Source organism: Streptomyces sp. CB02923, from assembly GCF_001905005.1.
In the GTDB taxonomy this organism is placed as follows: Bacteria; Actinomycetota; Actinomycetes; order Streptomycetales; family Streptomycetaceae; genus Streptomyces.
Genome location: NZ_LWKZ01000028.1, coordinates 220,847 through 235,318 on the forward strand (window position 1 = coordinate 220,847; position 14,472 = coordinate 235,318).

Sequence of the window (14,472 nt, forward strand, 5' to 3'; positions counted from 1 at the left end):
TGGTGCGACATCGGCCATGCGCGGCGGGGCGGGGGGCAAGGGCCCCCGCGGCCCCGACCCCGACCCCGACCCCGCTTGACCCTCACCCCACGTCAGGCCGCAGCCTTTACCCGTACGGCACGGGTCGTACGGCGGCCCCCGCGGGCCGTGGCGCGAAAGGTGACTCCATGGCGTACTCGGTCGGGCAGGTCTCCGGCTTCGCGGGCATCACGGTCCGCACCCTGCACCACTACGACACGACCGGCCTGCTCTCTCCCAGTGCCCGCAGCCCCGCCGGTTACCGCTGCTACGACGACGCCGACCTGGCGCGCCTCCAGCAGATCCTCTTCTACCGGCAGCTCGGCTTCGGCCTCGACGAGATCGCCGCCATCCTCCGGGACCCGCAGGCCGACGCACTGGACCACCTGCGCGCCCGGCACCGGCTGCTCAACGAGCAGATCACCGAGCTGCGGCGGCTGGTCGAGGTCGCCGAGCGGGCGATGGAGGTGCAGCGTACGGGGGTGGAACTGACGCCCGAGGAACGCTTCGAGGTCTTCGGCGAGGTCACCTTCGACCTCAGTTACGCCACCGAGGCGCACCTGAAGTGGCAGCACAGCGAGGGCCACCAGCAGTCCATGGCGCGGGCCGCCGCGCACACCAAGGAGGACTGGGCGCGGATCATGGCCGAGGCCGGCGCGTGGCGGCACCGGCTGCTCGGCGCCTTCGACGCCGGGGAGGCAGCCGACGGCGACCTGGCCGCCGCCCTGGCCGAGGAGCACCGGGCCCACATCAGCCGCTGGTTCACGCCCTGCCCCACCGACATGCACTGCCGGATCGCCGACGACTTCGCGGCCGACCCGCGCGCCTTCGCCCTCGTCGTACCGCCGTCCGAGCAGCGCCCCGGTCTCGCCGCGTACCTGCACACGGCGGTGCTCGCCAACGCGGTGCGCCGCGGTCCGGGCGTCTGCGAAGCCGCTCCGCCCTCCGCGGCCCTGCCGCCCGTCCTCCCGGAGCCGTCATGAAGATCCTCATCGCGGCGGCCGGTTCGTACGGCGACGTCGCCCCGTACACCGGCCTCGGCGCCCGCCTCCGGGAGGCCGGGCACACCGTCGCCCTGGCCGCCGACGCCTCGTACGCGCAGCTCGTACGGACCGCCGGGCTGGAGTTCCGCGCGCTGCCCGCCGATCCCCGACGGGAGCAGGGCGGGGCCCCCGGCGGGAAGCGGGAGCTGATGCGGCGGGCCGCCGCCTTCGTCCGGGAGCTGGGGCCGGGCGTCGCCGATGCCGCCGCCCAGGGCGCCGACCTGCTGCTCCTGTCCGCGACCACGGCCCCGCTCGGCCGGAGCGTCGCCGAGGCGATGGACATCCCGTCGGTGGACCTGCCCCTTCAGCCGAACGCCCCCACCGGCGACTTCCCGCCCGTCGTCGCGGGCACCCGCTCGCTCGGCCGCTGGGGCAACCGCGCCGCCGGCCGCCTTTCGCTGCGGGTGGTGGACCGCCTGTATGCGGACGGGGTACGGGATGTGCGCGCCCGGCTGGGGCTGCCGCCCGTCTCGGCAGGCGCGGTACGCCGCCGCCGGGCCGGGGACGCCCGTCCCGTGCTGCACGGTGTCAGCCCGGCGCTCGTCCCCCGCCCCGCGGACTGGCGCCCCGGCCTGGAACTGGTCGGCAACTGGTGGCCGTACACCGCACCGGACGCCGTTCTCCCGCCCGTACTGGAGGACTTCCTCGCGGCGGGTCCGCCGCCCGTCTTCGTCGGCTTCGGCAGCATGACGGCGGGCGCGCGGGACGGCGGCGCACCCGGGCGGCTGACGGCGAACATCGTCGCCGCCCTGCGCCGCGCGAAGGTCCGGGGCGTGATCCAGGCCGGCTGGGCAGGCCTGGCCGGCCCGGAATCCGGCGACGACATCCTGACCGTCGGCGAGGTCCCGCACTCCCTCCTCTTCCCCCGCACCGCGGCCGTCGTGCACCACGCGGGCGCGGGCACGACGGCCGCCGGGCTGCGGGCCGGGGTCCCGGCCGTGCCGGTCCCGGTCACCGCCGACCAGCCCTTCTGGGCCGCCCGGCTGGCCGCGGTGGGTGCCGGTACCGCTCCGGTGCCGTTCCGCGCGCTGTCGGAGGACGAGACGGCGGGCGCCACCGACCACCTGGCTGACGCCATCGCCCGCGCCGTACGGGAACCCTCCTACCGCGAACACGCCGCAGGGATCGCGCGGCGCATGGACGCGGAGGACGGCGCGGGCGAGGTGCTCAAGGTGGTGGAGCACTGGGGCTGAGGCAGGTCCGGCCGGGGCCGCGCGGCTCCGGCCGGCCCCGCCCTCCCCCGTCAGCCCTCCGCTCCCCGCGTCAGCCGTACGGTGACGATCTGGAAGGGCCGCAGCGTCAGCGCCACCCGCCCGTCGCGCACCTCCCCGACGGCCGGGCCCGTCTCCGGGTCGTCCACCGCCCGCTCCAGCAGGTCCGTCTCGACCGCCCCCGCCACCGGGAACCCGGCCGTGAGCGTGGCCGAGGCCCGGCCCCCGCGCGACTCGTACAGCCGGACCACGACGTCCCCGCTGCGGTCCTCGGCCAGCTTCACGGCTTCGGCGACGACCGCGTCGTTGTCCACGCCGACCAGCGGCTCGACCGGCCCGCCGCCCCGCACCGTGCGCTCCGGGAGGTTGATCCGGTGCCCTTCGCGCACCGCGTCCCCGATCGCCGCGCCGGGCGCGAGCGCGTACCGCAGCCGGTGGTGGCCCTGGTCGGTCTCCGGGTCCGGGTAGCGGGGTGCCCGCAGCAGGGACAGCCGGACGGTCGTGGTCTGGCCGCCGTCCGGGCGGATGTCGCGGGTGACGTCGTGCCCGTACGTGGAGTCGTTGACGAGTGCCGCGCCCCAGCCCGGCTCCTCGACCTGGACCCAGCGGTGCGCGCAGATCTCGAACTTGGCGGCCTCCCAGGACGTGTTGGTGTGGGTGGCGCGGTGGACGTGCCCGAACTGGGTCTCGGAGGCGGACCGGTCGGCCTTCACGTCCAGCGGGAACGCGGCCTTGAGGAACGTCTCGGTCTCCCGCCAATCCACCTCGGTGTCGATGTCCAGGACCTTGGCGCCCGCCCGCAGCGTCAGCGTCTGCTCGACGGTGGAGCCCTGCCCGAAGGACCGGGCGACCTTGATCCGTACCTCCTCCGGGCCCGCCGCATCGACCGTCAGCGCGTCCACCGCCACCAGATCGGTGACGTTGTGGCGGTAGAACTCGTCCACGTCCCAGGCGTCCCACATGTTGGGGAAGTCCGGGTGGATCTGGAGGAGGTTGGCCGCCGCGCCCGGGGCAACGGCCTCCCGCCCGGCTTCGACGTCGTACGCGGACACGACCAGCCCCCGCGCGTCGATCTCGACCCGCAGCCGGTCGTTGGCGAGCCGGTAGCCGCCGGTCGCCCGGCCGTCCACGGTCAGCGGCTCGACGGACACCGGGCGTACGGAGACGGGCGCACCGCCCCGGCCGGGTGCCGCGTCCGCGCCGCCCGCCGGGATGCCGCCGCGGGCGTGCGGCGCCGCGTTGAAGACGATCTCCCGGGTGCCGGGCCCGGCCAGCGCGGTCTGCGCGGCGGTCACGATGGCGGTCAGTTCGTCGCGTACCCGTGCGTACGTCTCGCGGGCCTCCCGGTGCACCCAGGCGATCGACGAGCCGGGCAGGATGTCGTGGAACTGGTGCAGCAGCACCGTCTTCCAGATGCGCTCCAGGTCCTCGTACGGGTAGGCGTGGCCCGGGACCCGTACGGCAGCGGTGGCGGCCCACAGCTCGGCCTCGCGCAGCAGGGACTCACTGTGCCGGTTGCCCTGCTTGGTCTTGGCCTGGGAGGTGTACGTGCCGCGGTGCAGCTCCAGGTACAGCTCGCCCGCCCACACCGGCGCGTCCGGATACTCCGCGTGCGCCTTCTCGAAGAACGCGGCGGGCCGCTCGATCTCGACCCGCGGCGAACCCTCCAGGTCGCGCAGCCGCGCCGCGCGCGCCAGCATCTCGCGGGTGGCGCCGCCACCGCCGTCACCCCACCCGAAGGGCGCCAGCGACCGCGACCCCCGGCCCTTCTCGCGGTAGTTCCGCGCGGCGTGCGCCATCTCCTTGCCGCCGAGGTCGGAGTTGTAGGTGTCGACGGGCGGGAAGTGGGTGAAGACACGGGTGCCGTCGATGCCCTCCCACCAGAACGTGTGGTGCGGGAACCGGTTGACCTGACTCCAGGAGATCTTCTGCGTCAGGAACCACGTGGAGCCCGACAGCTTCACGAGCTGCGGCATGGCCGCGGTGTAGCCGAAGGAGTCCGGCAGCCACACCTCCTTCGTCTCGATCCCGAACTCGTCGAGGAAGAACTTCTTCCCGTACAGGAACTGCCGGGCCATCGCCTCGCCGCCGACCATGTTGGTGTCCGACTCCACCCACATGCCGCCGACCGGCACGAACTGCCCGGCCTCGATCTTCGCCCGGACCTTCGCGAACACCTCGGGCCGGTGCTCCTTGATCCAGGCGAGCTGCTGCGCCTGCGACATGGCGAAGACGAACTCGGGGTGCTCGTCCATCAGGTTGACCATGTTGGAGGAGGTACGGGCCACCTTGCGGACCGTCTCGCGCAGCGGCCACAGCCAGGCGGAGTCGATGTGCGCGTGGCCGACCGCGCTGATGCGGTGGGCCGAGGCGTGGGCCGGTGCCGTCAGGACGTCCGCGAGTTCCCCGCGCGCCCGCGCGGCCGTGCCGGGGATGTCCTTCAGGTCGACGGCGTCCAGGGCCCGTTCGACGGCGCGCAGGATGCCGTGGCGGCGCGCGTCGGCGACGTCCAGTTCCTGCATCAGGCTGCCCAGCACCTCCAGATCCTGGACGAGTTCCCAGACCTCGGTCTCGAAGACGGCGAGGTCCATGCGCCGCACCCGGTACAGCGGTGCGTGACTCGCGGTGAGCCGGTCGCCCTCGTAGGTGGGCCGGTGGTCCGCCAGCACCGGGTTGGAGGCCGCCTCCACGTACAGCTCGACCTCCTCCCCTCCGGCGGCCGGCGCGGCGACGCGCACCCAGTCGTTGCGCGGGTTGAGGCCCTTCACCGCCTCGCCGTCCGCCCGGTAGACCAGACCCTCGCACTGGAAGCCGGGCATGTTCGCGTCGAAACCGAGGTCCAGTACGGCTTCGACGGTGCGCCCGGCCCACTCCGCCGGGACCTGACCGGTGACCCGGAACCAGGTGGTGCCCCAGGCGGGCCCCCACGCCTCCCCGGTCTTCGTCGGCTCGTAGTCGGCGGCCAGCCCCTGGGCCGGCGGCACCGGCTCGCCCGGCGCCTCCCAGCGCTCGACCGTCAGCGGCACGGACCGGCTGCGGACGGCGGGCACGATGCGGTCGGTCAGGACACGGCGTAGACGGTGTTCCACGATGCTGCGGTCGTCGTGCATGGGGGGCTCCGGTGGGTGTGTGGCGGGTGCGGGGTGGTCACGATCGGGCTGCACGGTGGTGCGGGTACTGCGGTACGGCGGTACTGCGGTACTGCGGGTTTTCTGCCCCTCGGGCGGGTGGCTTACCAGGTGAATACGGCCGTGGCGGCAGCCGACCGGCCGGGTGGGCCCAGTGGCATGGAGCGTTCACTTCACGTCCGACGGCCACACCACCTCCGTGATCCCCCGGCGCTCCAGGTACGCGGCGTCCCGCGCCCGGTCCGCCGTCACGGCTCCCGCCCGTACGCCCTGGTCGGCCAGCCGTACCCAGGCCTCGAAGAAGGGACCGCCCGGCGCGCACACCGACCGGTGCGGTGCCGTGCGCTCCTCCCCCGCGTCCAGGACGAGCGCGGTCGTACGGCGCACCGGCCGTGGCGGCCCGGCGCGCAGCCGGGCCGCCACCCCTGCCACCGCCCGCCCGGCCGGTTTGGTCTCGCGGTCCGAGGTGAGCAGGCCGAGCCCGTACTCCAGCTCAGGGAAGTCCGCCAGTTCCCGCGACACGTCGTGCGAACACCACCAGGTGATGCCGGAAAGCTCCTCGCAGGTCAGGGCGTTGTCGATGGTCGCGGCGGCGAATCCGGCGGCGTGCTCGGCCGGTACGAGCGGTGCGGGCGCGCCGACCTCCTGGAGCCAGACCGGCCGTGCCGGGTCGTCCGCCCAGGCGGCGGCCACCTGGATCAGGTACTCGGCCAGGCGTACTGTCGCGGTCCCGTCGTGGCCGTGCCGCTGGGCCGTGCCGTTGAAGACCCAGGAGTGGACGGTGGTGGCCCGGCCGAGGCGCGCGGCCTGCGCGGGCGTGAAGGGGTGGCCGTCCTGGAACCACACCGCGTCGTACTCGGCGTGGGTGTGCAGCCGCCCCGGCGCGGCCCGCTCGCACACCGCCAGCAGCCGCCTCAGCCACTGCCCGGCCTCCTCGTACGTACACGGGTCGGGGTCCGGGTGCGGCGGTCCCGAGAACTGGTTGACCTCGTTGCCCAGCGTCATCCCCAGGAAGTTGGGGCGCCCGGCGAGGGAGGAGGCGAGTGCCTCCAGGTAGCGGGCCTCACCGTCGACCGCCGCGGGGTCGGTGAACAGGTTCCGCCGGTGCCAGGTGCGCAGCCAGGACGGTACGAAGTCGAAGCTGGACAGGTGGCCCTGGAGGGCGTCCACGGCGACGTCCAGGCCGCACTGCGCGGCCGCGTCCACCAGCTGGCCGAGCTGTTCGACGGCGCGCGGGCGGATGAGGGAACGGTTGGGCTGGAAGACGGGCCAGAGGGCGAAGACGCGGACGTGGTCGAGGCCGAGCGCCGCGAGCGCGTCCAGGTCCCGGCGTACGTCGTCGAGGTCGAAGTCCAGCCAGTGGTGGAACCAGCCGTGACTGGGGGTGTAGTTGGCGCCGAGCCGCGGCGCCCCGTCCGGCCGCCCGGCGGGCGTGGTCACATCGGTTCCCTTCGCGACGGCTTGAGCGTCCCCGTTCACGTCTTGAGCGCTCCTCTGCACGGCTTGAGCCTCCCCGTTCACCTCTTGAGCGCCCCTCTGCACGGCTTGAGCCTCCCCGTTCACCTCTTGAGCGCCCCTCTGCGCAACTTGAGCCTCCCCGTTCACGTCTTGAGCGCTCCTTCGCCCACGCCCCGGAAGAAGTACCGCTGGAGGGCGAAGAACAGCGCCATCATCGGGATCAGCGCGGCCATCGCTCCCGCCGCGATGAGCCGCTGGTCGTTGACCGTGGTGGCTCCGGCCAGGGATTTCAGGCCGAGCTGGAGGGTGTAGTGGTCGCTGTTGGTCAGCACGATCAACGGCCAGAGGAAGTCGTCCCAGGCCCCCATGAAGCTGGTCAGGCAGACCACCGCCAGCGCGCCCTTCGCGGCCGGTACGAACACCTTCGTGAAGCGCTGCCACTCGTTGGCCCCGTCGAGGACCGCGGCCTCCTCCACCTCCTTCGGTACGGCGAGGAACGCGGCCCGCATGATCATCAGGTTGAGGACGGAGACCGCGCCGGGCAGCCAGACACCGATGAGCGTGTCGACCAGCCCCATGGAACGGACCGTGAGGAACATCGAGATCATCACGGACTCGAACGGGAACATCAGCGTCGCGACCAGCACCGTGAAGACGGTCCGCCGCCCGCGCCACCCGGCCCGCGACAGCGCGTACCCGCCCATCGCGGCGAAGACGCAGTTGGAGGTGACGGCCAGCGCCGCGACGATCAGCGTGTTGCCGACGTAGTGCACCAGGGGGAAGGACTCGGCGACCCGCAGGTAGTTGTCCAGGGTGGGCCGGCTGGGCAGCACACCCCCGTAGACGTTCTCCTCCCGTCCCTTCAGCGACGTGAGGAACTGCCAGACGATGGGACCCAGCATCACCACCAGCATCAGACACAGCGTCAGATAGCGTCCGGAGAGGCCGATGAGCGCCTTGCGGCTGCGGGTGTGGCTGCGGGTGTGGCTGCGGGTGTGGCTGCGGTTACGGTTGTGGCTGTCCTGGCTGCCGTTGCGGCCTGTTCCGCTGGGCCGACGCGTACTCGGCGGGGTCAGCGCGCTCACCTCTCGTCTCCCTTCGACAGCCGGTGCCCCAGCAGGCTGAACACGAGCGTCAGCAGGAACAGCAGGATCGATACGGCAGCCGCATAGCCGGTCTCCCCGGCGAAGCCCAGCCCGACCTGCCGGATCAGGAACGGCAGCGTCCGAGCGCCGCCACCGGGTCCGCCGCTCTCCCCGCCGAGGATGTAGATCTCGGTGAACACGCGCAGCGCGGAGATCGCCGACAACGTCCCGACCAGCAGCATCATCGGCTTAACGCTGGGAATGGTGATGCTGAGGAAGCGGCGTACGGCACCGGCCCCGTCGAGCGCGGCGGCCTCGTACAGCGACGCCGGTACGTTCCCCAGCGCCGCGAGGTAGAAGACCATGTAGTAGCCCAGGCCCTTCCAGATCGTGACGATCATGGCGGACACCAGCAGCATCGTGGAGTCGGTGAGGAACGGCACCGGCCCGGAGATCAGGTGCAGCTTCTCGAAGACGGTGTTGACCAGGCCGTCGCTGCGCAGCACCCACTGCCAGATCAGCCCGACGACGACCGCCGAGGCGATGACCGGCGTATAGAACGCGGAGCGGAAGAAGCCGATCCCGGGAACCTTGCGCTGCACGAGGACGGCCAGCGCCAGCGGCAGCAGCACCAGACAGGGCACGACGACACCCAGGTACACGACGCTGTTGACCGTCGCGGTCCAGAAGTCGGGGTCGTCGAGCGCCCGGCCGTAGTTCTCCAGGCCGACGAACCGGCCGCCGCGCAGGATCTGCGCGTCGGTGAGGGACAGGATGACGGTGTTGACGAACGGCCAGAGGCTGAACAGCACCACCATGACCAGCCCCGGCAGCAGGAAGAGGTACGGCGTCCACCAGCGGCGGTGCACCAGGCCGGTCTCGGTACCGAGGTCCTTGTCGCGGCGTTGGGGGGTGCGGCGGGAGGCGCGGCGGGGGACGCGCCCGGGGAGGCGCCGGGTGAGGCGCCGGGTGAGGCGCCGGGTGAGGCGCCGGGTGAGGCGCCGGGTGAGGCGCCGGGTGAGGCGCCGGGTGAGGCGCCGGGTGGCGCGTCGGCTGGGTGCGTCACGCTGGGTGGAGGCGTCGGCCGGGGTGGGAGCCCCGGCCGGGGCGGGGGTGGGAGCCCCGGCTGGAGCGGGGGTGGGAGCCCCGGCTGGAGCGGGGGTGGGAGCCCCGGCTGGAGCGGGGGTGGGAGCGGGCGGCGCCGTGGGCGCCGTCGTCCGGGTCATCGGGTTCCGTGGCACGTCCACCCGCGCCTCCCCTCGCCGCCCCACGGCCTCGTCTCTGCCCCTGCCCCTGCCCCTGCCCCTGCCCCTGCGCACGGTGCGGTCCGCCGCCGGTCCATCACCGGCCCGTCCCCGTCCCGCCTCCGTTCCATCACCGGTCACTGCCGCTTCTGCTGCTGAGCGAGGATCTTGTTCGCCGCGGCCTGCGCGTTCTTCACCGCGGTCTCGGGGGTCTCCTCCCCCTTGATGCCCTTCTGCATCTCCCGCACCACCGCGTCGCCGACCTGCGTGGTCCACTCCACGGGCGTGTTGGCGTCCAGCCGGGCCGACTTCAGCTCCTCGGCGCCGATGGCGCGTGCCATCGTCTCGGGGTCCTTGCCGTCGCCCCGGTCGGCGAAGTACGGGTCGGCGAGGCCCTTCGCGTTCGACGGGTAGATCGTCACCTGCTTCGCGAACGCGACCTGGTTGGGCCCGTTGGTCACCCACTTGGCGAACTCCGCCGCCGCGTCCGGGTGCCTGGTGTCCTTGCGCACGCCCAGCGACTGCGTGTAGATGCCGATGTGCCCGAGCGTCCCCGTGACGGCCCCGGCCACCTGCGTCTTCGCGTACGCCGAAGGAGAGTTGCGCCTGACGTCCTTGAGGACGCCCGGCGACCCGGGCCCGAACACCAGCTTTCCCGCCCCGTAGAGCTGCGCGAGATCGTCCGCCTTGGTCAGGGACTCCTTGGGCATCGCCCCCATCGCGTACAGCTTCTTCATCCGCTGCACCCACTCGACGGCCTTGGGCGTGTCGAAGGCGAACGCGCTCTTCTTCTTGTCGAGGATCGGCACGCCCATCTTCTGCCAGTCGCCGGGCAGCCGCCCCTTCGGGTCCGCCATGAACGCCGTGTACCGGCTGCCCGAAGCAGCGGCGATCCGTTCCGCCTGGTCGAAGAACTGCTCGACCGTGGCCGGCGGCTTGTTCACATCGAGCCCGGCCGCGGCGAACAGCTCCTTGTTGTACGTGAGGATCTCCGGCGTCACGTACCAGGGATACGCGTAGACCCCGGCCCCCTTGCCCGGCAGTTTGTACTGCTCCCAGGCGCCCGGCACGTACTCCTTCGCGACCTGCGGGTCGAGCTGGGCGACGTCCGCGAGCATCCCCCGGTCGCCGAGCAGCTGGAAGGAGTCGGTGTTCAGGTTGACCACATCCGGCAGCCCGCCGGCCTGCGCGTCGGCGACGAGCTTCTCGTTGTAGCCGTCACCGGGTACGTCTTCCCAGGTCACCTTCACGTCCGGGTACTTCTTCCCGAACGCGTCGATGACGCCCTGCACGTACGTGGTGAACATCGGTTTCAGCTGCAACGTGCGGAAGGTGATCTCGCCGGAGATCTTTCCGGTCCGCTTCGGCTGCCCCTCGGCGGCCGTGGAGCCCTCCGCGCCACCCACGCCGCAGGCGGCCGTGGCGGACAGCAGGGCGCCCACGAGGGCGGCGGCGAGCACGGCCCGGGAGGGGGAACGGTCGTGGCGAGAGGTGCGTACGGGGGCCAAGTGCCTGCGCTTCATGGTCACTCCTGCGTCGGGGAAACGCTTCTGCCGGGGAAGCGCGTCCGCACAGGAGAGCGCCTCCGCGTCGGGAAACCGCGAGGAAAAGCAAAGAGCCACGCACGGACCGGCACACGACCGGCCGCGCCGCCGGATGGCGATGCCAACGTTGTCGTCCGCACTCACGTTCGTCAATGCACAGTCCCCAACCTTCCGGCCGCCAAAGCAACTTCACCGCCGGAAACTCCCGCCCCCACCCCTCGAACCTCTCACCTCGCCACCCCTCCCCGCCTGCACTAATGCGCTAAAGCCGACTCCCCTCCCATCCCTCATCTCAATTCCATAACGGGGACTGCGACTTCAGTCCTTCGGTCAACTCCTCACCCCCCTCCTCCACCAACTCCCCCGCGCCGATTGACTTCCGGTTCCCGCGCCGTGATCCTGAACCACCTAATGCGGTTTAGCTTGGCGGGCTAATGCGGTTTAGCCGCAAGGGCCGTGCCACCTTGGATCCCTGACCGAACGGACCGAACGACCGGACCGAACGACCGGATCAACCGGTCCGACTGGACCGACCGTCCGGACCAACTGGACTGACCGACCGGACCGATCGGACCGACCGGAGGAGCTGAACGGACGACATGACCACCGGCCCCCCGGCCGCGGACGCCGACGGCCCGCGCTTCCCCACGGCGCCTCCGCGCCGCCGCCCGACCATGAAGGACATCGCCGAACGCGCCGGCGTCTCCCCCTCCGCCGTCTCCTTCGCCCTCAACGACCGCGACGGCGTCTCACCCGGCACCCGCGCCCGCATCCGCGAGGTCGCCGAGGAACTGGGCTGGCAGCCCAACAGCGCCGCCCGCGCCCTGTCCGGCGAACGCTCCGGCTGCGTCGGCCTCGTCCTCGCCCGCCCCGCCCACACCCTCGGCGTCGAGTCCTTCTTCCTCCAGCTGGTCTCCGGCATCCAGGAGGCGCTCGCCGCCCGGCGCGTCGCGCTCCTCTTCCAGGTCGTCGAGGACCTGGAGGACGAGTGCGCGACCTACCGCCGCTGGTGGGCCGAACGCCGCGTGGACGGCGTCCTGGTCGTCGACCCCCGCACCGAAGACCCCCGCCCGGCCCTCCTCACCTCCCTCGCCCTGCCCGCCGTCGTCATCGGCGACACGCGGACGGGGGCGGGGACGGGCGTGGGGATGCGTGCGGATTCGGGCACGGCTACGGATACGGCGGCGGGTACCGGTACGGAGGCGGCCCCCTCCGCCCCCCTCTCCACCATCTGGGCCGACGACGCCGCCGCGATGCGCTCGATCATCGACCACCTGTACGAGCTGGGGCACCGCCGTATCGTGCACGTCGCCGGTCTGCCCGGCCTCGCCCACACCGAACGCCGCGTCGCGGCCCTGCGCGCCGAGGCCACCCGCCTCGGCCTGGACACCGCCGCCGTCCACTCCGTCTCCACGGACTACTCCGACGAGCAGGGCGCCGAGGCCACCCGCCGCCTCCTGGCCGCCCCCCGCCCGCCCACGGCGATCGTCTACGACAACGACGTGATGGCCGTGGCCGGAGCCGCCGTGGCAGCCGGGCGCGGCGTCCCCGTACCCGGTGCCCTGTCCATCGTGGCCTGGGACGACTCGCCCCTGTGCCGGGTCACCCACCCCCGCCTGACCTCACTCGTACGCGACACCGCCGGTTTTGGCCGCCTGGCCGCCCGGGAACTCCTGTCCCTCCTCGACGGCGCCCCCACCCGCCGCCTCCAGGCCGAACTGCCGCACCTCGAACTCCGCGAAAGCACCACCCGCGCCCCCTGATTCCCCGCCCGCCCGGTCCCACTCCAGTTACCACCCGGTACGGGGAACCTCTCCGCCGTTCGGGCGCCCCCCGCGTGTTTCCGGATGCGCCCGCCCTTCACAGGGCGTGTCCTCACAACTATGAACTGGCTCCGCAGACGACTCCTGCTGCACGGCGTGGTCCCGGCGGCACTCGGCACCGTCCTCAGCCTGACCGTGACCGATGCGGTCCCGGCCCCGGCAGCGGGTCCGTGGACCCGTCCGATCGCCGCCACCGCCCGCATCAGCTCGCCCTACGGCGTCAAGGGCGACTGGGCCGCCGGCCACCACACCGGTGTCGACTTCGCCGTCCGCACCGGCACCCCGGTCTCCTCGGTCGGGGCCGGCACCGTCGTCCTGGCCAAACGCTCGGGCGACTACGGCCTCGCCGTCACCATCCGCATGACCGACGGCTACTACACCCTCTTCGGCCACCTCTCCCGCATCACGGCCCGCGTCGGCCAACGCGTCCGGGCCGGCACCCGCATCGGCTACAGCGGCGCCACCGGCCGCACCACCGGCCCGCACCTCCACTTCGAGGTCCGCAGAACACGCCGGTACGGCTCCGACATCAACCCCCTCACCTACCTCGCCCGCCGCGGCATCCGCATCCACCAGCGAGCCCTCCCCTACTGACCCCCGCCCTCCCCACACCGTTCCCCCGCACGAACCACCCCCGCGTCCACACCCGCCCCCGCACTCACACCCGAACCCAGACCCGCACCCGTCTCCGAACCCACCGCCCGCACACCTCCACGCTCCCGCCCCCGGCCCCACTTACGCCCCCGTTCCCCTTCACGTCCACGCCTCCGCCCCCGCCCACCTGCACTCGAACCGCCGCGCCTGCCCCTTCCCTCACTGCCGCCCCACTGCACCACCACGACCGCCGTCAGCCCCACGCCCAGCCCGATGGCGGTCTGCGGGCCGAACGGCTCCCCGAACATCAGGGCGCCCCACAGGGCGGTCACCGGCGCCATCAGGAACATGAGCGTGTTGACCTTGGTGACGCCGGAACGCCGGAGGATCAGCCAGTACAACCCGTAGCCGCCGAGCGTGGACAGGACGACGAGCCAGCCGACCGCCAGCCAGAAGGAGGCGTCGGCGGGCGGCACCGCGGCCCCCATGGCCAGCGCGAACCCGGAGAAGATCACGGCACTGGTGGCGCAGTGGACGGTCATCGACACCACCGGCGCGACGCGCGTACCGGAGCGGCTCTCCAGGAAGGTGGCCGCCACCAGCGCGAACATGCCGAGAAACGGCACCGCGTAGGCCCACCCGGCCGCTCCGCCACCGGCTCCCGCGTCGGCCGTGGTGACGATGACGACTCCCGCCACACCCAGGCACAGTCCGGCCCGCTGCCGGCCCGACACGTACTGGCGCAGCAACGGCCCGGCGAGCGCCCCGGCGACCAGCGGCTGGGTGCCGTCGATCAGCGCGGTGGTACCGCTGCTGACCCCGAGTTGGATGGCGTAGTAGACGGTGAGCAGGTACCCACTCTGCGACAGCGCGCCGATCGTCACCTGTCGCGCCACGTCCCGCGCGGTCAGTCCACGCCACGACCGCCGGGCGCCGACGGCCGCCACCACGAGCAGCACCAGGGCCAACGGCAGGAAGCGCCACATCAGCACGGTGACCGCCGCCGCACTCCCCGCTCCCAGCTTCGCCCCGATGAAGCCGGAACTCCAGCAGACCACGAACCCCATAGCCACCAGCAGCCCCACGACCATCACCCACCTCTCCGACTAAACCGATCGGTCTACTCACACTCTCCGTACTATACAGATCGGTATACTCACCACGACACCCCTAACCCACCCTCACCCGCCCCCTCACCCGTCCCCCCAGCGCATCCCCAGCCGCCCCCGCGCACCCCCTCAGCCGCCCTCGCCCGCCCCCGCGCCCGCCCCCTCGCGCACCTCCTCAGCCCCCTCACCCGCCCCCCTCGCACACCCCCTCGCGC

General features: G+C 72.6%; 10 protein-coding genes. 4 read left to right on the forward strand and 6 right to left on the reverse strand.

The features are described from left to right. Positions 1-167: 167 nt before the first annotated feature. On the forward strand, positions 168-1,001 hold the full coding sequence (locus A6A06_RS39060; RefSeq protein ID WP_073768774.1) for a MerR family transcriptional regulator: 834 nt from the start codon (positions 168-170) through the stop codon (positions 999-1,001). After that, complete coding sequence (locus tag A6A06_RS39065) at positions 998-2,254, forward strand: glycosyltransferase (RefSeq protein WP_073768776.1); 1,257 nt, start codon at positions 998-1,000, stop codon at positions 2,252-2,254. The genes A6A06_RS39060 and A6A06_RS39065 overlap by 4 nt, the downstream gene beginning before the upstream one ends. Before the next feature lie 50 nt (positions 2,255-2,304). On the opposite strand, the gene A6A06_RS39070 is transcribed toward A6A06_RS39065, so the two are convergent. From A6A06_RS39070 to A6A06_RS39090, 5 genes are all read right to left on the reverse strand, one after another. Then, positions 2,305-5,382, reverse strand: coding sequence for an alpha-mannosidase (locus tag A6A06_RS39070; protein ID WP_073768778.1), 3,078 nt, complete (start codon positions 5,380-5,382; stop codon positions 2,305-2,307). A gap of 186 nt (positions 5,383-5,568) precedes the next feature. Then, entirely contained in the window at positions 5,569-6,840 is a 1,272-nt protein-coding gene (locus A6A06_RS39075; RefSeq protein WP_073768877.1) for a glycoside hydrolase 5 family protein, read from the reverse strand. Positions 6,841-7,001: 161 nt separating this feature from the next. Beyond that, the gene (locus tag A6A06_RS39080) at positions 7,002-7,808 is read right to left on the reverse strand and encodes a carbohydrate ABC transporter permease (protein ID WP_073768879.1); all 807 of its coding nucleotides are present in this window, start codon (positions 7,806-7,808) and stop codon (positions 7,002-7,004) included. A gap of 131 nt (positions 7,809-7,939) precedes the next feature. Further along, a complete protein-coding gene (locus A6A06_RS39085; RefSeq protein ID WP_443333829.1) occupies positions 7,940-9,169 on the reverse strand; it encodes a carbohydrate ABC transporter permease in 1,230 nt (409 codons plus the stop codon). Between the two features lie 155 nt (positions 9,170-9,324). Then, positions 9,325-10,710 carry an ABC transporter substrate-binding protein gene (locus A6A06_RS39090; protein ID WP_242441165.1) on the reverse strand — a complete coding sequence of 462 codons (1,386 nt, stop codon included), beginning with the start codon at positions 10,708-10,710 and terminating at the stop codon, positions 9,325-9,327. A 620-nt stretch (positions 10,711-11,330) separates the two neighbouring features. Between A6A06_RS39090 and A6A06_RS39095 the strand changes: the two genes are divergently transcribed. Continuing rightward, entirely contained in the window at positions 11,331-12,494 is a 1,164-nt protein-coding gene (locus A6A06_RS39095) for a LacI family DNA-binding transcriptional regulator (protein WP_073768780.1), read from the forward strand. A gap of 120 nt (positions 12,495-12,614) precedes the next feature. Then, positions 12,615-13,148, forward strand: coding sequence for a M23 family metallopeptidase (locus A6A06_RS39100; protein WP_073768782.1), 534 nt, complete (start codon positions 12,615-12,617; stop codon positions 13,146-13,148). On the opposite strand, the gene A6A06_RS39105 is transcribed toward A6A06_RS39100, so the two are convergent. After that, the gene (locus A6A06_RS39105; protein WP_079194657.1) at positions 13,142-14,233 is read right to left on the reverse strand and encodes a DMT family transporter; all 1,092 of its coding nucleotides are present in this window, start codon (positions 14,231-14,233) and stop codon (positions 13,142-13,144) included. The genes A6A06_RS39100 and A6A06_RS39105 overlap by 7 nt on opposite strands. Positions 14,234-14,472: the final 239 nt, after the last annotated feature.